Genomic DNA, 22,920 nt, shown 5'->3' on the forward strand with positions numbered 1-22,920 from the left:
TACACTGGCTACCAGCGCTAATGGTGGCGAGAACTGTGGACGACACAACGGGGAGGTCTTCCGCCCGCCTACTTCACGTCGGGGGGCGGCGGTTCGCGTGAGCACCACGAGGGCGTCGGGCAACGTGCACATACCGCCGATTCGTGGGCGGGCGGGCGAGCTGAAGGTGATCGGCGCGCTGATCGAGGCGGTCGCTCAGGGCCGCGGGGGCGTACTGGTCATCGAGGGGCCGCCGGGCATCGGGAAGAGCCGCTTGCTGACCGAGGTCTTGGCGCTCGCCGAGAACGCCGGTGTTCGGGCGCTATTCGGCGAGGCGTTCGAGTACCAGCAGACGGTGCCATTTTTCTCGCTCTTCATGGCGACCCTGCGGGCGGATCCCCCTGTCGGTGATGCCGAGGCCTTGCGCCGGTTGGGCGGCTCGGCGGATCTCCGTTACTGGGTGGTGCACGATCTGGCCGACGCGATTTACTCGGCGGCCGCGGAAACCCCCCTGGCGATTGTGCTGGAGGACATCCACTGGGCCGATAACGGCACGGCGTTGGCGCTGCGGTCGCTCGCCACGGTGAGCCCGGGTGTGCCTGTTTTGTGGGTCTTGACCGCCCGCACCGGCGCTGGTGGGCCGGCGGTCCAGGAAACCTTGTCGGTGCTGCATCGCGCGAACGCCACATTCTTGCAATTGACGGCGATGACGCCGGATGCGGTTGCCGACATGGTTCAAGACGCGGTGCGGGCGAGGGCGGATGCGCCGCTGTTGGATCTGGCCGCCAAGGCGCACGGGAATCCGTTTTTGGTCACCGAGCTGGTCGGGGGGCTGGGCGAGGAGGGCCGGCTCAATCTCTCCGGCGGCCACGCGACAGTCATCGGAGACGGGCTGCCGCGACGTCTGGGCGCAACGATGCACCAGCGGCTGGAGCTGCTCTCCGGCGCGGCCTCAGAGCTTGTGCGGGTGGCCGCGGTGCTGCCCGACCGGTTTTCGGCTGGCTTGCTGGCCGCGATGCTGGAACGGTCGCCAGCCTCATTGCTGTCGGCGCTCGAGGAGGCAGTGCGTGCGGATCTGCTCCTGGAAGACGGTGAGCGGCTGAGATTTCGGCATGACTTGCTGCGCGAGGCCACCCGGCAGTCCTTACCCCAGTCACTGCGCCGAGCGATGGAGCGCCAGTCGGCGTCCGTCATGCTCGGCATGGGAGCGGCCCCCGCCGAGGTGGCCACCCAGCTGGCGCGAAGCGCCGAGCCCGGGGACAGAGAGGCGATCGGCGCACTGCGGCGGGCCGCTCAGTCGGTGGGCCGCGGCGATGCAAGTGCGGCCGCGGACTTGTGCAAGCGTGCGTTGGAACTGTTGCCCGCCAATGCCGCTGAACACGGGTCATTGGTCGCTGAAACGGTGGAGTTGCTCAACCGGGCCAGCCGCTACGGCGAGGCAGAAGAAGTGGCCGTCGCGGCGCTCTCGGAGGCGGCGTCGCCGGAGGAAGAGGCCGAGATTCGCCTCCGGCTCCCGACGATCAATACGCACAGTGCCCAACGGCGGGTCGAGGAAAATCGCCGAGCGCTGCAGTTGGGCGGAATCGGCGAAGTCACCCGGGCGCGGCATCTGGCCCTGCTGGCGTACAACCTGCTGTTCGACCAACGCGGACAAGAGCGCGGGGCGGCCGACGAGGCTGCCGCGGTTGCTAAAGCGACTGGTGATCTCGAGTCGAAGATCGTGGCCGATGTCACCCTCGCTTGTCTCGATTGTGCGGATGGGTATGCGGACCGTGCCCTACGCCACCTCGAAGAGACTTGCGCGCTCGCCCGCGCGAGTGATCCGACGGCAGCCCATGACTTGCTCGCAGCACACCACGCGAACCTCCTGGCGGTGGTCGGCCGATTGGACGACGCGGCAGCCCAGATCGAAAGCGGAATAGAGCAAGCCCGCAGGGAGCGCAACGCGATGGCCCTTGATATTTGGGCCAATATCGCCGCCTGGGTCCATCTCGCGACGGGGCGGTTGTCCGCAGCTCGCGCCGAGGTTGAATCCCTGCCGCGCCCACAGCGGACAGGCGCGACCGACCTGGACATGATCCGCATGGCCCTTCTGGCCGAAGTGGCGGTGCATACCGGTGACCGAAACTTGCTGCAGCAGATGGCCATTGAGGCCCGTGATGCCTATCCCACCGGCGCATCGACGGTACGCCGGGCGGCGGCGCAGGTGCTCGCGCTGGCGGCCTGGCAGCGCGACGACGTCCATGACGCGATGCGCTGGCTGGGCGATATCACGCTACTTGGGACACCGCTCACGCCTGAGGTCTTAGATCTGGTGATCTTGGGCGCACGGGTGGCCTCGGCTGCCGGTGATGCCGGCCTGCGCGCACGTGTCCTGCACGCCACCGAGGCGCTGGAGCGTGAACGGCCACCGGTGCCGCTGTTCTCGGGGGTCGCCGGATACGCCCGCGGGATACTCGAACGTGACGCCCAGGCATTAGTGGCTGCCGCGGAGTTGCTTCGCTCGTCTTCGCGGCCGCTTCTTTACGCAGGCGCAGCCGAAGATGCCGGCGGCGAGCTGGCGCGCGCACAGCGCAACGCCGAGGCGATCGACCAGCTCAACGCGGCATTCGACACCTACATCGAGTGCGAAGCGAGTGCCGATGCCCGCCGCGTCGGCCGCGCGCTGCGCCGATTGGGGGTGGAACGGCGCATCGCCACGCACCAGCGGCCAAAAACGGGCTGGGACAGCCTCACCGACTCCGAGCTCAAGGTCATCAACCTCATCGCACACGGCGCGACCAACCGCGACGTCGCCACCGAGCTGAACCTCTCCCCCCACACGGTGAAAACCCACGTCCACAACGCATTCGCCAAGCTGGGCATTGCCTCCCGCACCCAATTGGCCCAGCTCATGCGCGGCGCTGATTGACCGACGGCAGATCGGGTGGATGACGTGGGCGGGCCTACAATGACGAGCACCGCAGTGGCGGTCCGGCAAACGGTAGACAGGACAACCCGGTGGGGCCTTCAACCGGCGTTTTTGATATCGGCGGTCAGCCGCTGGTCACTCCGCCGATTCGGGGGCGGGCAGACGAGCTGAAACTGATCGGCGCGCTGGTTGCCGCGGTGGCCCAGGGGCGCGGGGGCGTGCTGGTCATCGAAGGCCCGCCCGGCATCGGCAAGAGTCGGTTGCTGACCGAGGTGTTGACCCTGGCCGACAAGCGCGGTGTGCGCACCTTGTTCGGGGAGGCGTTCGAATATCAGCAGACGGTGCCATTCTTCTCGCTGTTCATGGCCACGCTGAACGCCGATCCGCCGGTGGGTGACGCCGAGGCCTTGCGCCGACTCGGCGGCTCGGCCGATCTGCGCTACTGGGTGGTGCACGACTTGGCCGAAGCGATTCATGCGACGGCGGCGCAAACCCCGCTGGCGATCATGTTGGAGGACATTCACTGGGCCGATAACGGCACGCTGTTGGCGCTGCGGTCGCTGGCCACCGTGCGGCCGGATGTGGCAGTGCTGTGGGTGCTTACCGCCCGCACCGGGGCCGGCGGGCCGGCGGTGCAGGAGACCTTGGCAGTACTGCACCGCGCGAATGCCACATTCTTGCGATTGGCGGCCATGACGCCGGACGCGGTGGCCGACATGGTCCAAGACGCGGTGCGGGCGAGGGCGGATGCGTCGCTGCTCAGTTTGGCCGCCAAGGCGCACGGGAATCCGTTTCTGGTCCGTGAGCTGGTCGCGGGGCTGGGCGAGGAGGACCGGCTCACTGTCACCGGCGGGCGGGTGGTGGCCACCGGATATGGACTGCCGCGGCGGCTGGGCGTCGGCATGCAGCAGCGCCTGGACGTGCTCTCCGATAGTGCCTCGGAGGTGGTGCGGGTGGCCGCGGTGCTGCCCGACCGGTTCTCGGCCGGGCTGTTGGCCGCGATGCTTGACCGCCGCCCGGTCTCCTTGCTGTCGGCGCTGGAGGAGGCTCTGCGCGCTGATCTTTTCGTCGACGACGGTGAGCAGTTGAGATTTCGACACGACTTGCTGCGTGAGGCCACGCGGCAGGCGTTGCCGCAGTCGCTGCGGCGGGCGATGGAGCGCCAGTCGGCGTCGGTCATGCTGAGTATCGGCGCGGCCCCGGCCGAGGTGGCTACGCAGCTGGCACGCAGCGCCGAGCCGGGAGACCGGGAGGCTATCGAGGCACTGCGGCAAGCCGCCCAATCGGTTGGCCGCGGCGATGCGAGTGGGGCCGCGGACTTGAGCAAGCGTGCGTTGGAGCTGTTGCCCGCCGACGACGCCGAGCATGGATCCCTGGTCGCGGAAACGGTGGAATGGCTCAACAGGGCCAGCCGTCATGGCGAGGCCGAAGAGTTAGCCGTCGTAGCGCTCTCAGAGGCGGTCTCGCCCGAAGTCGAGGCCGAGATCCGCCTCCGGCTCCCGGCGCACACCAAGCACAGCACCCAGTGGCGGGCGGAGGAGAATCGCCGAGCACTCGAGTTGAGCGACATCAGCGAGGTCACCCGGGCACGACATCTGGCCTGGCTGGCCTACAACCTTGTGTTGCAGGACAAAAGAGGGCAACAGCGCACAGCGGCCGACGAAGCTGCCGCCGCCGCGGCAGTCACCGGTGATCTCGAGGCCACGATCATGGCGGAGGTCACCCTCGCTTTGCTCGACATTGGTGAGGGGCACAGGGTCCGCGGCCTAGGCCGCCTCGAACAGCTTTGTTCGCTCGGCTACACGAATGATGCGGCCTTGGCGCATCACTATGCCGCAATGTACTACGCAATCCTACTGGGAGTGTTGGGCCGGTTGGACGACGCGGCGGGCCGGGTCGCCGACGGCGCAGGGCAGGCCCGCCGGGAAGGCAACGCGATGGTCCTCAATATGTGGACTGTCATTGGCGGGATTGTTCACCTCGCTGCGGGCCGGTTGTCGGCCGCTCGCGACGCGGCTCAGCCCTTGCCGTCACCCCAGCCGACAGGCGCGAGCGAGCCGGACCTGCTGCGCATCGTGATTATGGCCTCGGTGGCGGTGCGGACGGATGACCGAAACGTGTTGCAGCAGATGGCCAATGAGGCACGCGATGCCTACTCCACCGGCTCACCTGCCATCCGTCGAGGAGCGGCGTATGTGCTCGCGCTTGCGGCGTGGCAGCGCGACGACATTCATGAAGCGGTGCGCTGGCTCGGCGGTGACATCGCCCTACTCGGGACACCACTGCAGGTCTATGCCTTGGATCGGCTGATCTTGAGTGCGCAGGTGGCCACAGCCGCCGGTGATGCCGGCTTGCGCGCGCGGGTTCTGCAGGCCACCGAGATGCTGGAGTGCGAGCAGCCACCGGTGCCGCTGTTGGCAGGGGTGGCGGAGTATGCCCGCGGGATACTCGGGCGTGACGCTCCAGCATTGGTGGCTGCCGCGGAGTTGCTTCGCTCGTCTTCGCGCCCGCTTCTTTACGCAAGCGCTGCCGAGGATGCCGGCGGCGAGCTGGCGCGCGCACAGCGCAACGCCGAGGCGATCGACCAGCTCAACGCGGCATTCGACACCTACATCGAGTGCGAAGCGAGTGCCGATGCCCGCCGCGTCGGCCGCGCGCTGCGCCGATTGGGGGTGGAACGGCGCATCGCCACGCACCAGCGGCCAAAAACGGGCTGGGACAGCCTCACCGACTCCGAGCTCAAGGTCATCAACCTCATCGCACACGGCGCGACCAACCGCGACGTCGCCACCGAGCTGAACCTCTCCCCCCACACGGTGAAAACCCACGTCCACAACGCATTCGCCAAGCTGGGCATTGCCTCCCGCACCCAATTGGCCCAGCTCATACGCGGCGCTAATTGACTGACACGTCAAATATGGGGCCGCCTAGTACTGCATCCATCGGGCCCTAAACATCAACCCTCGGGCGATGGTTTTGCGCTGTCCGAACGACGACCGTAGTAGTCGACATCTAATTACGTTCTCACCCAAGCGGCGGCCTAGCTAGGCCGAACCACATACCGGTGAGCACACGAGGGAAAGAGCGAACAATGTTGAATGCGGCGCTTGGAATGCTGGCGATGGTGCCAGTGGCGTTCGGTCTCGCTGGGTACGCGATGGTGTCCCGATGACCGCCGGCCACGTCAGCTCGCTGACCGAACAGCAAGCAGGACTGTAGATCTCGATGCGCAGGCAAGTCGAGCTAGCTGAGGGGCAACGACGATGCCGAGCTGCCTGATTCTCTCCGGACAACGCCTGCTGCTACTTCTTCCACATCGTTTGCAGGGTCTGGCAGAACGCACGCGAGATGCACACGCCGAAACACTGCCATGTCTGGTGAAGCGATGACGCCACAGACGCCGCAAACGCGATGCAGCCGTAAGCGAATGCCCGGCACGCGCCGATCGCCGGCCTGCAACCGCATAGTTACCACGAGCGACGGCGTCTCGCTGTCCGTTCGCGACTGGGGATCTCACACCGCTGGCCATACAGTCGTACTTCTCCACGGCTATTGCTCGAACATGCAGTCCTGGAACATCCAGATGACGCAGCTGATCCGTCTCTGGGGCAACAGCATCCGAATCATCAGTTACGACCACCGTGGCCACGGCGACTCCGGCACTGCGTCGATGCACACGTATCGGATCGACCGACTCGCCGAAGACCTCGCCGAGGTGCTTGTCGCGCTTGGTGTTACGGGCCCACTCACCTTGGCGGGACACTCGATGGGCGGCATGACGGCCTTGGCCTATCTTCGCCGGCCAGCGAGCAAACGTCCCATTGAGCCGGAAAGCCTTGTTCTCGTCGCAACTGCCGCGGGGAACCTCTGCTCGCACGGTCTCGGCCGGCTGCTCAACACCCCCGCGGCAAGCATGCTCTACCACCTCGTACTCCGCATGCCGCGCATTGGTACCGACGAGATAGTTCAATTCCTCGCCCGGCCGGTCTGCGCGGCATTGACCCGACATGGCGGATACGGTGAAGCCGCTCCGAAGTCTTTGGTCGCTATGTCTGCGGCCGCCATCAACGCCACCCCGTCGACGACTAAAGTCGGTTTCCTGCGCGGTCTAAAGGAGTACGACTGCACTCAGACCCTGAGCTCTATCACGGCCAAGACAACCATCATCAGTGGAGGAGCGGACAAGCTCACGCCGATGTGGCACGCGCGGGCGCTGGCCGACGGTATCCCCGGAGCTACGCTCATCCACCGGCCCACCGCAGGACATACGCTCTTGCATGAAGTCCCGCAGGTGGTCACCGGAGCCATCAGCTCCGCCATCGCCGCCGGCGACCCGGTGCTCGCGGCCGGGAGCCAGGTAAGCGTCGACTATGGCCATTCCGGAGCTTGTGACCCCGCCGCTTCCGCGGCGTCGGAAAACCCGCTGGGCGGCGACTTCCCCATCGACCATTGCGATTCGGCGTTTAAGGCGTCACCCGTCGACGTCGAGGAGCGAGTGTCATGACCCGGCTGGGCACAGCCTCCGCCTTACTCGGAGTCGTCGCAGGCGATTACACGTCGTCGGCTATCTGACCGTTCGGCGGGCTGGGGCTGCGGTGAGCGCGTCTCAGCCCGCCGGATTCCATGAAAAGGACTCAATGTGACGACCGTTTTTTTCGCCGGTGACGTTCTTCATCAACGAGAGTTCTTGGCCCAATGACTCTGATTGCGTCCCCTGCTGCGATCTTGCTGAGAACTCGGCTGTGGTCGGTTTGTGCGCGCGATGCACGATCGGTCAGCGAAATGATCGAATGATTCGTGCTACCGAACGATTACGACGCAACGTCACTCACCCGCGGGCAACAACGGGGTGCGACAACCTCACCGACGCCGAACCGTTCCATCGCGCAGCAACTGCAACCCTCCCCTCACACGGTAAAGACCCACGTGCACAAGGCGTTTGCCAAGAGCGCCATCACTTCGCGCGCCTAATAGCCGCAACTCATCCGCCCTTGGCGATTAACCAGTCCGTCAAATATCAAGCCCACTAGGCATACACCGAGCCGGCCCTAAAGATCACCCGCTGGGCGATGGTGACGGCGGTGCCCGCGCTGCCAACGTAGTCATTGAGCTCTGAATCGCCGTGATCGCCACCGCCAAACGGGGAACCGGCGCCGAAGAGCAACTACGCAAAGGAATTGAGAAATCGATGATGAGCGCAGTGTTGGGAATGTTGATGATGATCCCGGTGGTGTTCGGCGTCGGTGGGTATGTCTTGGTGAACCGACGACCATGAGCGCGAAGATGTCGGAGGGCCGCCTGCCGGCGCCACCACGGTGTCTCACTTTGAGACGCTCGATCACCTCATGTTGAGACGCTCACCATCCGTTCGCCGCGGTGTCATGAGTTGCAGCAGTCATCCCATCGATGGGGAAAGAGGAGATATACGGTGAGCGGGCACAGCGTGAGCGCGGCTCACGAGAACATCCTCGAGCCGTTGGCGGCACGTGCGTCTGCCAGCCGAAACGGGCACCGCTGGCGTGCGCCGGAGGTGATCGAGGAGAACGGATTTGATTCAATAGGATCACCGCGATTGCCGGGCAGAATGAGCCCGCCCGACCCTGCGGAGAATAACTGGGATGCCGAGACGCCAGCGCCCAGCCACGGCGCGTCAAAGCCGATTTTTCCCGCCCGGCTGCTGGGTTCAACGGAGTTGCGGAGTTCGGACATGACCGGCTCAGCTGGCCGCAGCGACAACGACTCCGGAGAAGCCGCCGCGCGAGCAGTGCTGCTCGCCACCAAGCTGCACGTCCCGGCCATCGGGGCCCAGCTCGTTCACCGGGCCGCCCTGCTAGACGTACTGTCGGCGGGGCGCCACCGCAAGCTGACCCTATTGAGTGCGCCGGCGGGCTGGGGCAAGACGACAGTACTGGCGCAGTGGGCCCTGGCCGCGGGCGAGGACCAGCGGTTTGGCTGGCTGTCGCTTGATCCCGCCGACAACGACCCGGTGTGGTTTTGGATGTACGTGATCGCCGCGCTGCAGAAGGTCAGTCCCGGGGTGGGGATTCGCGCGGTCGAACTCCTCGCGATGGGCGCCGACCCAGTGCAGGTTGTACTGCCTACCCTGCTCAATGATCTCGACACGATCGCCAGCCCGATGGTGCTCATCCTGGACGACTACCACCTAGTGGTAAGTCGAGCGGTCCATGAGCAGCTGGCGTTCTTCATCAGCCGGTTGCCGGCGAATCTCCACTTGGTGTTAGCCACCCGATCGGATCCTTTGCTGCCGTTAGCGCGGCTGAGGGCCAGCGGTGACCTTGCCGAGCTGCGAACCGACGATTTACGTTTCGGCGCCACTGAGGCAGACCATCTGCTGAACGACGTCCTCGGGCTGGGCTTGGCGCACGCCGATATTCAACTGTTGCACCGACGCACCGAGGGGTGGGTTGCCGGCCTCTACCTTGCCGCCCTCTCGCTTGCCGGGCGTGCCGACACCGCCGCGTTCATCAAGACGTTCGCGGGCGACAACCGTCATATCGTCGACTACCTGATGGCCGAGGTGCTCGACGGTCAACCTCCGCACCTGCGCAGCTTCTTGCTGCATACCTCGATCTTGGGACGACTCAGCGGTCCGCTGTGCGACGCGGTGCTGCAAACGTCTGCCTCGGCCTCGGTCTTGGAGAAGATCGAACGCGAAAACCTGTTTGTGGCGCCACTGGACGCGTCGCGTCACTGGTATCGCTATCACCAACTCTTCGGAGAGTTACTGCGCACCGAGTTGCGTCGCAGCGAGCCCGATCTCGTCGCCGATCTGCACCGACGCGCCGCGACCTGGTTCGAGGCCGAGGGCCTCATCGATGAAGCGGTGCGTCACCTGGTTGCTGGCGGTGACATCGCGCGCGGTGCCGATCTGATCGCCGCGGATTGGGTCGACGAATTCAACGGCGGCGGCGTGTCGACCGTCTCCGCCTTGCTTGATCTGCTTCCCGAGGAGACCGTTCTACACGATCCGCGGCTGAGCGTAGCCCGCGCCTGGATCGCCCTGAGCGTTGGTCAACTCGATGACGCCGCCGAGTGGATCGAGGCAGTCGAAACACGAGCCGCCGCGGCCGACACCGCAGATGGCGGCGTCATCGGCGCTCAAGTCGTCGTGTTGCGCGCCGTTCACTCGTTCAAGACGGCTGACGTCGCTGCGGCGCTTGAGACGGCTCGCCAGGCGGTCACCCTCGATCTCGGCGAGGCGCCGCTGGGCCGATCCATTGCCTACTGCATCTATGGATCCGCGCTGTACTTTTCGGGCAGCACCCACGAAGCGCAAGCCGCGTTCCAGCGGGCCGTAAAGCTGGCCGAGAAGGCGGGCGATCGTCGCGCCCGCATCTATGCGCTGGGCCATCTGGCGCTGATTTCGGCCGAACGTGGCCAGCTCGCCGACGCCGAACGTCAGATCCGCCGGGCTTCCGGCAGTTCGCGGGACCTGGCGGATGCGGAACACCTCGTGGACGTGATGGTGTCGCTTGCCACGGCCGAGGTCCTCCGTATGCGCGGTGATGCGGCTGCAGCGGTGGCCGCAGCCGACATGGCCGTCATGTCGGCCCGCCAGGGTGGAGCAATCCTCGAGGTGGCCAAGACGCTGTTGGCCAGAGCGGAGATCTTCAAGCATCACGGCGACCACCAAACCGCGAAGGCGATCCTCGAAGAGGTCGGCACCCTGGTGCGCGATTGCGCGGACAATGGCATCGGCTCGACGCTGCTCGCGTCGGCCGAGCGGAGCGCGGGCGTCGCTGTGCCTTCGCGCCACGAGGGGTGCGCGGCCGGTGAGGAGCTAACCCCCAAGGAGCTCGAGGTTCTTCGCCTGCTCGCCACCCGGTTATCGCGACGTGAGATCGGTGCGCGGCTATACGTCTCGCTCAATACCGTGAAGACTCACCAGCGCGCCGTGTACCGCAAGCTCCAAGTTGAGCACCGCAGCGCGGCGGTCAGCCGAGCGCGAGAACTCGGCCTGTTGTAGTCGGCCTGCTTTTGGGCCTGGCCGGACGGTGCTGATCCTGGATCGTCGCGCCTGAGAACGCCTCGCGTTAATCACCCGGGTGACCAGACGGTTGGGGTGATGACGATTCACCCCACGCGGGGGCAGCCTCATCGAAGAGCAGATGTCGGCGGGCTCATGAACATAGCCAAAGAGCACTGACCCAGCCGCCGCCAGGGAGATCGGGAAGGGAATCAGGACGTGCCTACAGGCTTCGAGGCCAAAAAGGTCGTCGCCGGCGCCGGCGATGCCGCCATGAGGCCGCGGGCCTCGGTCAACGCCGTCGATGGGAACGGCAGCGCGGTCACCGGCGGCGGGCGCGCCGAAGCCGGCACCGGCAGGCAAATCCTGCTGCGCGCATTTGTGCTTCTGGCATCGTGGGCGATCGGACTATTGGTTGCGGCCTGGATCGTTCCCAGAGTTTGGTTGTCGGTACCGGGATTCATCGTCGCCGTAGCGATCTTCGCGGTGACGCAGGCAATCCTGTCCCTGTCAATCTTGAAGTTGCCCCATGGGTATGCGTCGCTGCTGCTTGGGGGGACCGGCTTGGCATTGACGATCGTCGCGTTGATCTTCGCGTCGGTATTGACGCACGGGCTCACTATTGACGGCATGGCATCCTGGCTAGCCACGACGGTTGTGGTGTGGCTCGTGACAACGATTGGGGCAATTGCGCTGCCCGAGCTGCTCATCCGCGACGGGGACGGCTCGACGTGACCACATACACGCCTGTGCTGATGGATGTACGTCGGTGGTTCGCGTCGATCCTCCATGTCGCCCGGTCCGCGCAGTGAGCAAATGTTTTGATATCTCGTCCAACGACGGAAGGATCGGTGATGGGAGACACGCATGACGATCCGACGGATCACTCCCGGACCACGCAACCGCACGCGGGTATCGCGATGAAGGACAACTTCTTCTGGCCAGGGTTGATCCTGCTGGCCGTTGCGACGGTCGCGCTGATCAGTACGGCGGCAACCGCCGCCTACCGGCACTACGAATGGCTTGCCACCACGGTGCTCATCGCCGTTCTCGGCGCGGTCGCCGGAGCGTTGTGGCTCGTCATGGAGAATCGCCGCGTGACCCGCATCGATGCGCGGTGGGACGCCGCACACCCAGCTAGTCGGATGCTTCCGCGCACTCGCTGATCGTGTTGCCCTGCAACATATCGCGCTGCCCGCGCTGCGAAGATGTCCTGGCGCCTCACCCGGGTGAATTGCGCATCCGGATGAGGACAACTCACCCCATGCGCAGAGATAGTGGTCGTCGATCTTGCCCGCGACCGCAAACCGCATGGATCACCGTCTCGACCAACTGCGCCGCCAACGAAGGCAGTGCGAGTTCGGCAGCGACCATGCGGTGCAAGGACACACGCAGAACGGAGACAGCATGTCGCAGAATGAGGCCATCGCCATCAAGATTGATGGGCCAGGAAAGTCTCGAACGACCGCCATTGCGCCTCTCGTCGCACGGTATGGTCTGGTCATAGTCCTGGCCTGGTTCGGCGCCATGAAGTTCACTTACTATGAATCCCATGGTATTTCACATTGGGTTGCCAATAGCCCTTTCTTGAGTTGGTTCTACAGCATCATGTCCATCGATGCCTTTGGTCGATTGAACGGATCGATCGAATTGATTACTGCAGCACTGCTGGCCGTCAAGCCGTGGTTCCCAAAGGCTTCCGTGGTGGGCGGCATAGTCGCCTCGCTGTTCTTCGTGACCACGCTGAGTTTCATGATCACGACCCCCGGCACCGGCGAGGCATCTGCTGGTGGCTTTCCCGTTTTGTCCGCAGACGGGGAGTTCTTGATGAAGGACATTGCGCTCATAGGCTTGGCGCTGTGGTTGCTGGCGGACGCGATCGACGCAACCCGCAGACAGGCGGCGCTCGCTAAAACGGACTGACACGCCCGCCAATGAGGTTGCGTAGGTGCTGACGTCGGCTGCGCGCGGCATGGCGGCCATACCCGCGTTACGTCTGCTAGCGGGAACCTCACGCCGCCAACAAAACAGGAGCCGTGTTCCCTCAAAAGCGCTGCTGCGCAACGCTGAGATTGCCTCCATCATCACCCACCAGTCCGCCACGTTCGGCATCTCCGGCGACGTGAGTCTCGACTACTCCCGTGCCGAGAGGCCACCCCTGCCGAGGTGACAGCGCAGCCGTCGAACACCGAAGGCACGTGCGCACCAGCTGCAGATTCGCCGAAGCCGACGCGATCCGCACGGACCTAGCGACCCGCGCATCACTCTCACGGGCACTGCCGATGGCACCCGATGGTGGCGCCAGGACAGGTGAGAACTTCACCACATCGCCTCGATCACCCGGGTGAATAGGTGGTTGGGGTGATGACAGCTCACCTCGCCTGGCCGCAGCCTCAGTACGAACGGATCCGGGCGGGATTGTCGCCCCGCTTGTGGGGACGTCGCAGCATGGGCGTCGTATGTCTTGGCGAATGGATCCAGAAGGGCAGCGGCACAGCCGAAGCCGTCGAGGAGAACTAGAAGGGAACCTGATATGCATTTTGAGGCCAAGAAGATCGTTGTGGTCGGTGGCAGTGCCGGTATGGGGCGGCAGGTCGCGCTCGACGTCGTCGATCACGGCGGCAGCGCGGTGATTGTCGGACGCTCGAAGGACCGTGTCGATGACACCGTCGCCGAGCTGACGAGCCGGCGGGGCCAAGCCTGGGGCATCGCCGCCGAGCTGACGGACCGCGCTGCCGTCGCGGATGTGCAGCGTGCGCTGTCTGAGCAGCACGACGACGCGACACTACTGGTCAACGCCGCCGGATACTTCATCCCGAAGCCGTTTCTCGAGCTCGACGCGGTCACCTATGACTCGTATCTGGAGCTGAACTATGCCTTGTTCTTCCTGACCCAGACCGTCGTTGCGGGCATGATCGCCAACGGTGAGGGCGGTTCCATCGTCAACATCGGCGCCATGTGGGCACATCAGGCCATTGGTTTGACGCCCTCGTCTGTGTATTCGATGCAAAAAGCCGGGCTGCATGCGCTCACCCACAATCTCGCCATCGAGCTTGCCCAGCACGACATTCGCGTCAACGCGGTGGCACCTGCGGTCGTGAAGACCCCGCTTTATGAAGCGTTCATCCCGAAAGACGAGATCGACGACACCCTGCAGACATTCGCGCCGCTTCATCCGCTCGGACGAGTGGGCACCCCCGCCGACGTCGCCAACGCCGTCACCTATCTGCTCTCCGAACAAGCCAGTTGGGTCACCGGCGCGATTCTCAATGTCGATGGCGGCATCATGGCCGGCCGCAACTAACCGTTCGGGCGGCCAGGCAGGAATCGGCCCTAAATATTCTGGCGCACAGGTTGATCGGCTGCTGACCGGATGACAGGCAGTCAGCGATTAGCAAGGCCGGGCACGATCACGTGGCCGCGGTTGCCCACGCTTGATTTCCGCCGTACTTGGCGGCTGTGATGACATGGAAGGGATACGTGATTGTGAGTGAATCGCCAAGGCCGATGGGCAGTATCGAACGCAGTGCCCACGATGGACTACAGACGGTGATCACAGACAACGCCCAAGACGGTCGGTTCGAGGCCACTTTAGGCGACCAGGTGATCGGTCGGCAGCCCTACCGCCGCTACCGCGGCCACATCGTGTTGATGGCCACCGAAGTCGATACGCAATGGCGCGATCGGGGCGTCTCCTCGGCGATGATCAGTGGTGTGCTCGCACTGATCCGGCGAGCCGGACACACGGTCATTCCGCGGTGCAAGATCACGGGTGACTACATTCTGCGCCATCCTGAATACCGGGACCTGGTGGCCGACCAATATCAGGGATTGCTCCGTCCCGTGTCGCGGCCCGCTGCGCCGGCGGCTCCGGACAGCGCGGCTGGCTGATGAAAATTTTCGGGCCTCCTGCCAACGGATGAATGAGGCCTTCCGACTCGATGCATTCGAAAAGGGTGGAGATGACTGAGGCTTATGTTTTGGGGGGTGTACGAACTCCGTTCACCCGCTATGGCGGCACGCTGTCGGGTATCCGGGCCGATGACTTGCTGGGTATGACGATGAAGGGCGCCTGCGACCGGCTGGGTGTGCCACTCGATGCCGTGGAAGACATCGTGGCGGGTTGCGTGAACCCAGCTCACGAAGGCATGGGCGACGTCGCCCGGTGGGCGGCGTTGGCTGCCGGATTTCCTGACACGGTGGCCGGGGTCACCGTGAACAGATTCTGCGGATCATCACTAAGCGCGGCGGTGACCATCAGCCACGCGATCAAGGCCGGCGACCTCGGCCTGGGTATCGCCTGTGGAGTCGAGTCGATGTCTCGATCGGGGTGGGCGTTGATGAAGGGCGACGCCGCGTTCAGTCCCCGAGGTCCGGTTCTCATGCTCGACACCATGTGGAGCGGTGCTGGAGGTCCGCCCAACCCGGTGTTGCTGGCCCGCAACGCTTACATCAGCATGATCGAGACCGCGCAAAATGTCGCCGACCGCTACTCACTGAACCGCGAGGAGATCGACGCCTTCGCGCTGCGATCCCAGCAACATGCCAAGGCTGCCCGTGACCGAGGGCGGCTAGCCAAAGAGATTATTCCCGTGACGATCCCGGCGACGAAGAAAACACCTGCCCGAGTGGCAGAACATGATGAGTTCATCCGCGATGACACCGCCGCCGAGGCGCTCGCGGCGTTACCGGCTCAGCCCGGCACGACCCAGATGACGGCCGCGAACTCCTCGCCTTTAAGCGATGGCGCCAGTGCCGTAGTCATCGCTTCCGGGGAGCGGGCCAGGGAACTCGGCGTCGAACCCTTAGCCCGAGTGGTATCGAGCGCGGTCTACGGCATCGACCCCCTCATCATGGGCGTGGCCCCTGCATGGGCGATCCCGGCCGCGATCCGCCGGGCAGGACTTACCCCCGAGCAGATCGACGTGTGGGAGGTGCACGAGGCGTTCAGCGCCCAGGCGCTCGGCGTGCTGCGGGAATTGCCAAACCAGCTGGGCGGATTCGTGGTGCCCGATGACAAGCTGACGCCCAACGGTGGCGCGGTCGCGATCGGGCATCCCTTCGGGGCTACCGGAACTCGCTATTTGTTGACGCTGGCGACCGAATTGCGTGAACGCGGCGCCCGTTATGGCGTGATTGGGATCTGCATCGGCTCGGGGCAGGCGGTAGCAGTTATTCTGGAAAATGTCGGCGCAGAATAGAATACGTATTGCACTGGGCAAATATCTCATGGTAGGGGTTCGCGTCGCCCACCTCATCTGACACAGGCGCCCGACAGCGCAGGAAGCCGATGTCGGAAACGATCGATCTGCCGTGCCGATTGGCTGAACAGCGACACCGACGAAATCGTACGACATCGACGAGAGCTGGACATTCAGTAAGCAGCACCTCCGCAGACCCGAGTTGTGGGACGCCACCGCCCCTTGGGGCCAAGACCGCCGATCGTCTTCACCCGGGTGAATCGGTTTCGGGGGTGATGCCATCTCACCCGGCCCGGCAGCAAGCTCATAGTCGACAAAGCGTGCGGATCCTTTCCGCGCAGGCACCGGTCTCGTTGGGCTTGTATCGCCTTGACCACTTGAGTGGACGAACACCTCAGTTCGGGGTGATGCGCGTGCAGAACCGCCGATCCTGGCGAATGGCAAGTAAATGCAATGAGAGGAGAGGGATCTCATGGCTGTGGGCGAGACCACGGAGGACAGTGGGCGGACGAATCATGTGTTACGACGGGTAGGAGCCGCACCACTCATCGCGCGCTACGGGCTGGTCGTCGTCATAGCGTGGTTCGGCGCAATGAAATTCACCTACTACGAATCCCACGGCGTTTCACCGTTAGTGGCCCACAGCCCGTTTTTGAGCTGGGTATATCACCTCATGTCGATCAGCGCGTTCGGCCGAGTACTAGGGTCGGCCGAGTTGGTGATCGCAGCGTTGCTGGCCTTGAGGCCGTGGTATCCGAAGGCTTCGGTGATCGGCGGTGTGATGGCGACAGCGTTCTTCCTTGGCACGCTCAGTTTTATGGTCAGCACGCCCGGGATCGGTGAACCGACCGCGGGTGGCTTCCCCGTCCTGTCGGCCAATGGCGAATTCCTCATGAAAGACATCGCGCTGCTGGGCTTGGCCCTGTGGCTGCTGGCGGACTCCATCAGTGCAACTCGACAACGCCAGGCACTGTCGGTCTGATTCTTGGCCCGCGACCACGGCGGGGCACCGGCACTGGCGCCCCGCCGTTGAGAGATGAACCGACGCAGCCGCTTTACTCATCACCACAGGGAGGCGCCGAGCGATGAGCACATCAATCCCCGGCCAGTATGACCTGGTGGTCGTGGGCGCCGGCTCGGGCGGATACGTCGCCGGCATCCGCGCGGCCCAACTCGGCATGACCGTCGCGATCATCGAAGAACGCTATTGGGGCGGGGTCTGCCTCAACACCGGGTGTGTTCCGTCAAAAGCCTTGCTGCGCAACGCCGAGATCGCCTCCATCGTGACCCATCAGGCGGACGAGTTCGGCATACGTGGTGACATCCACCTCGACTACGCGCGTGCCGTGTCACGTAGCCGCGAAGTTGCCGACGCCCGAGTCCGCGGCGTCCACTTTCTGATGCGCAAAAACAAGATCACCGAAATCGACGGCCGCGGCCGCTTCAGCGGCTCACACACACTGGACGTAGAGCTACGTGACGGCGGCACGACCAGCCTCCGCTTCGACAATGCCATCATCGCCACCGGCTCACGGGTGCGGATGCTGCCCGGGGTCACCCTCAGCGACAACATCGTGACGTATGAACAGCAGATCCTCGACGCAACAATACCCGAGTCCATCGTCATCATCGGGGCCGGCGGAATCGGCATGGAATTTGCCTACATCCTCAACAGCTACGGCGTCGACATCCAAATACTCGAGTACGCCGACCGTGCACTCCCCAACGAAGACGCCGACGTGTCAAAGGAATTGACCCGCCAGTACCGACGCCGCGGCATCCCCATCCACACCAACACCCGGGTGGACTCGGTGATCGACCACGGCAACCACGTCACCGTCACCCACGATGACCGCAACGGCCACGCCACCTCAGTCGAAGCCGCCCGCGCGTTCATCTGCATCGGCTTTTGCCCCAACGTCGAAAATCTCGGCCTCGACAAGCTGGGTGTGCACCTCACGACAGGTGGGGCGATCGACATCGACGACTGCATGCGCACCTCGGCTCCCCACGTCTTCGCGATCGGCGACGTCACCGCCAAAGTTCAACTCGCCCACGTCGCCTCGGCCCAGGGAGTCATCGCAGCCGAAACCATCGCCGGCGCCCCGACCATGCCCTTGGACTACCGCATGATGCCGCGCGTGACGTTCTGTCAACCCCAAGTCGCCAGCTTCGGCTATACCGAAGACCAGGCCCGCGCCAGCGGTTACGACATACGGGTAGCCACTTTCCCCATGCAGGCCAGCGCCAAAGCACACGGACTAGGCGAGCGCGCAGGCTTCATCAAAATCATCGCCGACGCCGCGCACGGCGAGCTACTCGGAGCCCACCTCGTCGGCGCCGAAGTCAGCGAGCTACTCCCCGAACTCACCGCCGCCCAACTCTGGGACTTGACCGCGACCGAGCTGGCCCGCAATGTGCACACCCACCCCACGCTCGGCGAAGGACTACAGGAATGCTTCCACGCCCTCACGGGACACGCCATCAACCTATGACTCCGACGGCGAGGCGCGCGCTGACCACGGGCCAACTCCGCAACGCTGCACGGCCCGCCCAACACAGCACCACCTGATGCGATCCGCGAGCCAGGTTCGGGATGTCATCATCGTCGGGTCGGGCCCCGCCGGCTACACCGCGGCGATTTACACCGCGCGAGCCGGACTGGACACCCTCGTCATGGAGGGCGAGGCGCCCGGTGGTGCACTGATGGCCGCTGGGCCGGTGGACAACTACCCCGGTATTGCTCCGTCCGTGTGTGGACCCGCGCTGGCGGCTGCGATGCGCGACCAGGCAAAGCGTTTCGGCGCCGAGCTTCACGCAGGCGACGTCGACCGATTCGATCTCCATGGCGACATCAAGACGATCGCCATACACGACGAACTGCACCACGCCCGCGCCCTCGTCCTCGCGATGGGCTCCATCAACCGGCCGCTCAATGTTCCCGGCGAGCGCGACCTCTTGGGCCACGGAGTTAGCACCAGCGCCAAACTCGACGGTGCGCAGTTCACCGGTTGCGCGGTCGCTGTCGTCGGCGGTGGCGACGCCGCGGCCGAAGAGGCGCTCTATCTTGCATCCCGGGCCCGCCACGTGACCCTCGTCCACCACCGCCCCCGGCTACGGGCATCGGGAATAGCCGTCGCTCGGTTGCGCGCCCATCAGAACGTCACGATCCTGACGTCCAGTGAAGTGCTGGCCGTCCACGGCAGACACCACGTCACCGGCCTCCGGGTGCGCAACACCGATAGCACTGCCGATTACGACATCGACATTGCCGCGGTGTTCGTCGCCGTCGGACAGATGCCTCGCTCGGATCGATTGAAGGGGCTTCTCGACCTCGACAGCCGCGGTCACGTCCGAACGCGCGACGAGACGACCCACACCTCGGTGGACGGCGTATTCGCCGCCGGCGACCTAATCGACCGGCGCTACCGCCAAGCGATCACCGCCGCAGCCAGCGGTTGCGCGGCTGCACTCGACGGTCTGCGCTGGATCACTAATCGCAATTTCCCACCGCCCCGCGGCCGACTTCCGGGCTGAAAGCGCGTCCCCCATGCCCCGCTCACTCAGATCTCTTCGTGAGTGACACCGGTTGTGCACGAGGATCGTTCAGCCCAATGAGGCGAGAAGCTCGCGACACGCTTCCTCGCAGCGGCGGCACACGGCGGCGCAAATGCGACAGTGCTCATGATGTGCTGAGTGCAGATCGCATTCGTCGGCGCAAGCCTTACAGGTGACCGCGCATGCCTCCAGCACCGCCCGGGTGATATTTGCATCGTATTCGGTGTGACGAGACAGTACGCGGCCGGTCGTCGCGCACATGTCGGCACAGTCGAGGTTTGTGCGAACGCATTTCGTGAGGTGAGCGACCCTTTCTTCGCTCAGGTCAGAATCCGCGCACGCCGTGCAGGCTTGAGCGCACTCTAGACAGGTCTCGATACATCGGATCAATTTGGCCCTGTCTATACGACCGAGATCCCTGGGATAAGTATCCAGCATGCTGCTAACGGTGCCCATTGAGCCCTTCTCCAATCTGTTTGAAACTGACATCGTCTGTGGCATAAAGCCAACGCCGTTTAGTGGGGTGCTACGCCCATTCCAGATCGACTCCCCCTCGGTACCGGCTGATATGCGCGTGATTGCGGAGCGTTGGGAGCCGCGACCGAATCGGCCCTATTCCGTGAGCACCTCGTAGCAGGTGATCATGGCGTGGCCACCTTCGGCCACCTCGGCTAGAACTCTAGATATGGCGGCGGAATATTCTGTGGCGAGCCGTGATTCGGTCGATCCTCCGTCGTGGAACCATGCATAGAGCATGAAGTGACCGGCCTGATCGCGGTCCTCGTGAAGCCGGAACACGTAGACCTCCGGTTCGACCAGGGCCTTAGGAATGAGGTCATCGAGGAGAGAGCGCAGCAACTCGTCTCGTTTACCGGGTCGCGCTGTCGCTTCGGCGATCAGCACAACGTCACCAGTGTCATCCATTTCCATCTCTTCTTCTCGTATGCCGTGAATTCCATCGGCATAGAACGGGTGCAGCGGACGCGGCTGGGACATCGATCCATCGACATCAATCGCTTTGGTGATGCGCTGCAATCGACTCCGACATGGCGGGCACGATAATCGCCGCCGGCGCATCAAACTCGAGCCCCATGCCGATCACATCCCCCATCCGTCAACAGAATGGAGATGGCACCTTTGGCTTCGAAGATCGCGAGGTGAACACGATCGGAGCTTTCGTGTCCGTGCTGTCGTAGTACAGCCTCGAGATCGGCGGTGGTCATTCCGCATCGACGCAGGCTCCGTCGGTCGACGCGGCCGTTGCGGATCAGCACTTTAAGAGGCGGATCGATAAAACGTCGAATCCCCGGAATGAAGCGCAATCTCGCAAGTACCGCGTGGGCGGCAAGAAGGCAAATGAGCGCCACGGTTGCGTTCAGCCACGAGCTATCGCTGGCAGTAGCAGCCCGACCGACGATGGCTCCGGCGGCTACCGCAGCGATCCAGTCGAACGGCGCGAATTCGGCGAGGGTGCGGCGCTCCATAAACCGGAACAGGATCGCAGCCGTGAGAAACAGGGTCGAGGTTTTGATGGCGGCATCGACGGCGCCAGGCGCGTCACCGATCAGGGCATGAAGAATGCGGTCCACGCTGCCTCCGTTCCACGGGTGAGTCGTCGACTTCGGCGGCCTGATACCGACGTCTACTTGCCGCCGGGACCGACGATGGCGACGACCTCGATCTCGACATGCTGGTTGAGTAGTGCGAGCGCTTCTACGCCCAACGCGGTCCACAACGGCGGGTTTTCGCCGAACCGCTTGCTGAACTGGTCCACCATCACCGACATATGTTCATCACCAATGGCTTCGTCGGCGGTGGGAACGTGGTAGGAGTGGACGCTCACGACGTCGCTCCAGGTGGCCCCCGCCTCGGCGAGGGTCTTTTCGACGTTGTCGAACGCCTTGACGATCTCCTTTTCCAGGGATGTGGCCGACAAGGAGAAGTCCGCCTCCCAGCCGCCTTGGCCCGAGATCTCGATGCGATCGCCGATGCGCAACGCTTGCCTGTAGTGGTTACGGGTACGGGCGATCTCGCCGTATCCGGGTGTGTCGAAAAATTCGGGCTTGTCCATAGGGTCTTCCTCTCGTCATAGATTCCTGAGCCGGAGTTGTTGCGCCAGATATGTTGTCCGAGAAGGGCGGTCGGTCCAGGCGTTGGAGGTCACCGACTCAGATCAACGACCACTATCGGTGCGGACGGGGCGAGATGTCGTCATCCGGCTGCGCAATTCACCCGGGTGAGCGGCCGACGATGAATCGAGTCTGCGGTGCGGATTCTCGACTGGGGCGCGCTCGAGCAAGTCGCCCCCGCGGCCGATGCCCCAAATTCTTCCCGCACCGGGCGCTCAGTTCTCATTGTTTCCCGGTGTGGTTGGAGTTTCGCATCTGATGGTGGCGATGGCCGCCGCGTCCTCCGCCGCGACTTGGTTGGCGGCGCATAGCACAGCGCGCACATCGGCGGCGGGTATGACGGCGGCGCCGGAGGCGTCGGCGAAGACGTAGTCGCCGGGACGGACGGTCACCCCGGCGACCACGACGGGACGGTTCACCTCGAAGGGGGTGACGGAGTCGCCGCCCCACCGCGTTGTCTCGCCGCGGCAATAGATGGCGATGTCGAAGCGTTCGAGCTCGGCGAAGTCGCGCAGCCGCCCGTCCGCGAGAATGCCTGCGAGCCGATGGTTTCGAACCCGCGATAACTTTGTCCCACCGCCCAGTGACGCGTCCGTGCAGCCATTGCTGGCCAGGACCAGCACGCGCCCTTCGGCGCCACCTTGGATGGCGTCGTAGAACAACCTCTTGAAGTTGTAGCGCTCGGGCGGGAGCGCGGCCCGGCACGTCGGGAAGTAGGAGATCGTCACGGCGGGGCCGAACAGCTGGCGATCGGGAGTGGGGCTCACCAGGTCGAGGAGATGACACCGATGTCGGTGCAGTCGCCCCATGGCGTCCACGATGTCGGCGGTGCGCACCCGACCAGCGAGTGCGTCGAGTGACTCCATCAGTCCGCCGGGATCGGGACACGCCAGGACTCGGCGCCGCGGAAGTCCAACCACACATCGGTGGGCGTTTGCACAAGCCGGGCCAGGACGTTTTCGCAGCAGGGGCAGCGCACCACGATGCCGGGCCCGCGGTGATAGACGTGACTCTCGGCGAAGGCCCCACTGCGACAACATTTCCCGCAGGTCAACGTCACGGCGGTGACGTCGAATCCCAGCACTTCTGCAAAGGCGCCAGCGACCGCGTTGCCGTCGACGTGCGTTGGTTCGGTCATCGCTCCTCGTTTCCTTG

Annotated in this window: 21 protein-coding genes; 15 read left to right on the plus strand and 6 right to left on the minus strand. The window is 64.4% G+C overall.

All coding sequences use genetic code 11. The features are described 5' to 3' along the window. Positions 1-97: 97 nt before the first annotated feature. From A5781_RS08490 to A5781_RS08550, 15 genes are all read left to right on the plus strand, one after another. On the plus strand, positions 98-2,890 hold the full coding sequence (locus A5781_RS08490) for a LuxR family transcriptional regulator (RefSeq protein WP_067203776.1): 2,793 nt from the start codon (positions 98-100) through the stop codon (positions 2,888-2,890). Positions 2,891-2,979: 89 nt separating this feature from the next. Then, complete coding sequence (locus A5781_RS08495) at positions 2,980-5,793, plus strand: LuxR family transcriptional regulator (protein ID WP_082939269.1); 2,814 nt, start codon at positions 2,980-2,982, stop codon at positions 5,791-5,793. Positions 5,794-6,317: 524 nt separating this feature from the next. Then, positions 6,318-7,394 (plus strand): alpha/beta fold hydrolase, encoded by a 1,077-nt coding sequence (locus A5781_RS08500; RefSeq protein ID WP_255360809.1) that lies wholly within the window; start codon positions 6,318-6,320, stop codon positions 7,392-7,394. A 618-nt stretch (positions 7,395-8,012) separates the two neighbouring features. Beyond that, positions 8,013-8,165 carry a hypothetical protein gene (locus A5781_RS25830; RefSeq protein ID WP_197503755.1) on the plus strand — a complete coding sequence of 51 codons (153 nt, stop codon included), beginning with the start codon at positions 8,013-8,015 and terminating at the stop codon, positions 8,163-8,165. Between the two features lie 723 nt (positions 8,166-8,888). After that, entirely contained in the window at positions 8,889-10,877 is a 1,989-nt protein-coding gene (locus tag A5781_RS08505; protein WP_231990672.1) for a LuxR C-terminal-related transcriptional regulator, read from the plus strand. 219 nt (positions 10,878-11,096) lie between these two features. After that, entirely contained in the window at positions 11,097-11,612 is a 516-nt protein-coding gene (locus A5781_RS08510; RefSeq protein ID WP_369816411.1) for a hypothetical protein, read from the plus strand. A 119-nt stretch (positions 11,613-11,731) separates the two neighbouring features. Next, positions 11,732-12,043 (plus strand): protein UsfY, encoded by a 312-nt coding sequence (gene usfY / locus A5781_RS08515; RefSeq protein ID WP_082939271.1) that lies wholly within the window; start codon positions 11,732-11,734, stop codon positions 12,041-12,043. 241 nt (positions 12,044-12,284) lie between these two features. Beyond that, complete coding sequence (locus A5781_RS08520; protein WP_067203865.1) at positions 12,285-12,800, plus strand: YkgB family protein; 516 nt, start codon at positions 12,285-12,287, stop codon at positions 12,798-12,800. A gap of 441 nt (positions 12,801-13,241) precedes the next feature. Beyond that, complete coding sequence (locus A5781_RS25510) at positions 13,242-13,397, plus strand: hypothetical protein (protein ID WP_156622562.1); 156 nt, start codon at positions 13,242-13,244, stop codon at positions 13,395-13,397. Positions 13,398-13,410: 13 nt separating this feature from the next. Next, entirely contained in the window at positions 13,411-14,181 is a 771-nt protein-coding gene (locus A5781_RS08525; RefSeq protein WP_067203782.1) for an SDR family NAD(P)-dependent oxidoreductase, read from the plus strand. Positions 14,182-14,426: 245 nt separating this feature from the next. Beyond that, complete coding sequence (locus A5781_RS08530; RefSeq protein WP_231987261.1) at positions 14,427-14,768, plus strand: GNAT family N-acetyltransferase; 342 nt, start codon at positions 14,427-14,429, stop codon at positions 14,766-14,768. A gap of 71 nt (positions 14,769-14,839) precedes the next feature. After that, complete coding sequence (locus tag A5781_RS08535) at positions 14,840-16,078, plus strand: thiolase family protein (RefSeq protein ID WP_067203784.1); 1,239 nt, start codon at positions 14,840-14,842, stop codon at positions 16,076-16,078. A 472-nt stretch (positions 16,079-16,550) separates the two neighbouring features. Continuing rightward, a complete protein-coding gene (locus tag A5781_RS08540; protein ID WP_067203787.1) occupies positions 16,551-17,060 on the plus strand; it encodes a YkgB family protein in 510 nt (169 codons plus the stop codon). A gap of 115 nt (positions 17,061-17,175) precedes the next feature. Beyond that, a complete protein-coding gene (lpdA, locus tag A5781_RS08545; protein ID WP_231990674.1) occupies positions 17,176-18,573 on the plus strand; it encodes a dihydrolipoyl dehydrogenase in 1,398 nt (465 codons plus the stop codon). Positions 18,574-18,649: 76 nt separating this feature from the next. Further along, positions 18,650-19,615, plus strand: a complete 966-nt coding sequence (locus tag A5781_RS08550; protein WP_067203791.1) for an NAD(P)/FAD-dependent oxidoreductase — start codon at positions 18,650-18,652, stop codon at positions 19,613-19,615. Between the two features lie 69 nt (positions 19,616-19,684). Here the strand turns inward: A5781_RS08550 and A5781_RS26120 are convergent, their stop codons facing one another. The 6 genes from A5781_RS26120 to A5781_RS08575 form a co-directional block, all read right to left on the minus strand. Continuing rightward, the gene (locus A5781_RS26120) at positions 19,685-20,092 is read right to left on the minus strand and encodes a four-helix bundle copper-binding protein (protein WP_082939273.1); all 408 of its coding nucleotides are present in this window, start codon (positions 20,090-20,092) and stop codon (positions 19,685-19,687) included. A gap of 156 nt (positions 20,093-20,248) precedes the next feature. Next, positions 20,249-20,671: a putative quinol monooxygenase gene (locus A5781_RS08555; protein WP_156624485.1), complete on the minus strand. Its 423-nt coding sequence runs from the start codon at positions 20,669-20,671 to the stop codon at positions 20,249-20,251. Positions 20,672-20,712: 41 nt separating this feature from the next. Then, positions 20,713-21,225 (minus strand): DUF421 domain-containing protein, encoded by a 513-nt coding sequence (locus tag A5781_RS08560; RefSeq protein WP_067203795.1) that lies wholly within the window; start codon positions 21,223-21,225, stop codon positions 20,713-20,715. Between the two features lie 53 nt (positions 21,226-21,278). Beyond that, positions 21,279-21,707 (minus strand): Rid family hydrolase, encoded by a 429-nt coding sequence (locus A5781_RS08565; RefSeq protein ID WP_067203798.1) that lies wholly within the window; start codon positions 21,705-21,707, stop codon positions 21,279-21,281. 273 nt (positions 21,708-21,980) lie between these two features. Then, positions 21,981-22,631, minus strand: a complete 651-nt coding sequence (locus A5781_RS08570; RefSeq protein WP_067203800.1) for an RraA family protein — start codon at positions 22,629-22,631, stop codon at positions 21,981-21,983. Next, positions 22,631-22,903 carry a DUF6510 family protein gene (locus tag A5781_RS08575; RefSeq protein WP_067203801.1) on the minus strand — a complete coding sequence of 91 codons (273 nt, stop codon included), beginning with the start codon at positions 22,901-22,903 and terminating at the stop codon, positions 22,631-22,633. Before A5781_RS08575 ends, A5781_RS08570 begins: the two co-directional genes overlap by 1 nt. Positions 22,904-22,920 lie beyond the last annotated feature (17 nt).

The organism is Mycobacterium sp. 852002-30065_SCH5024008, from assembly GCF_001665645.1.
Lineage (GTDB): Bacteria > Actinomycetota > Actinomycetes > Mycobacteriales > Mycobacteriaceae > Mycobacterium > Mycobacterium paraffinicum.

Bases quoted from the DNA above. Each gene is read 5' to 3' on its own strand.
- A5781_RS08500 (WP_255360809.1), top strand. From the start codon at position 6,318: ATGCCCGGCACGCGCCGATCGCCGGCCTGCAACCGCATAGTTACCACG.
- A5781_RS08505 (WP_231990672.1), top strand. From the start codon at position 8,889: ATGTACGTGATCGCCGCGCTGCAGAAGGTCAGTCCCGGGGTGGGGATT.
- usfY (WP_082939271.1), top strand. From the start codon at position 11,732: ATGGGAGACACGCATGACGATCCGACGGATCACTCCCGGACCACGCAA.
- A5781_RS08520 (WP_067203865.1), top strand. From the start codon at position 12,285: ATGTCGCAGAATGAGGCCATCGCCATCAAGATTGATGGGCCAGGAAAG.
- A5781_RS25510 (WP_156622562.1), top strand. From the start codon at position 13,242: ATGACAGCTCACCTCGCCTGGCCGCAGCCTCAGTACGAACGGATCCGG.
- A5781_RS08525 (WP_067203782.1), top strand. From the start codon at position 13,411: ATGCATTTTGAGGCCAAGAAGATCGTTGTGGTCGGTGGCAGTGCCGGT.
- A5781_RS08535 (WP_067203784.1), top strand. From the start codon at position 14,840: ATGACTGAGGCTTATGTTTTGGGGGGTGTACGAACTCCGTTCACCCGC.
- A5781_RS08540 (WP_067203787.1), top strand. From the start codon at position 16,551: ATGGCTGTGGGCGAGACCACGGAGGACAGTGGGCGGACGAATCATGTG.
- A5781_RS08550 (WP_067203791.1), top strand. From the start codon at position 18,650: ATGCGATCCGCGAGCCAGGTTCGGGATGTCATCATCGTCGGGTCGGGC.
- A5781_RS26120 (WP_082939273.1), bottom strand. From the start codon at position 20,092: ATGGGCACCGTTAGCAGCATGCTGGATACTTATCCCAGGGATCTCGGT.
- A5781_RS08565 (WP_067203798.1), bottom strand. From the start codon at position 21,707: ATGGACAAGCCCGAATTTTTCGACACACCCGGATACGGCGAGATCGCC.
- A5781_RS08570 (WP_067203800.1), bottom strand. From the start codon at position 22,631: ATGGAGTCACTCGACGCACTCGCTGGTCGGGTGCGCACCGCCGACATC.
- A5781_RS08575 (WP_067203801.1), bottom strand. From the start codon at position 22,903: ATGACCGAACCAACGCACGTCGACGGCAACGCGGTCGCTGGCGCCTTT.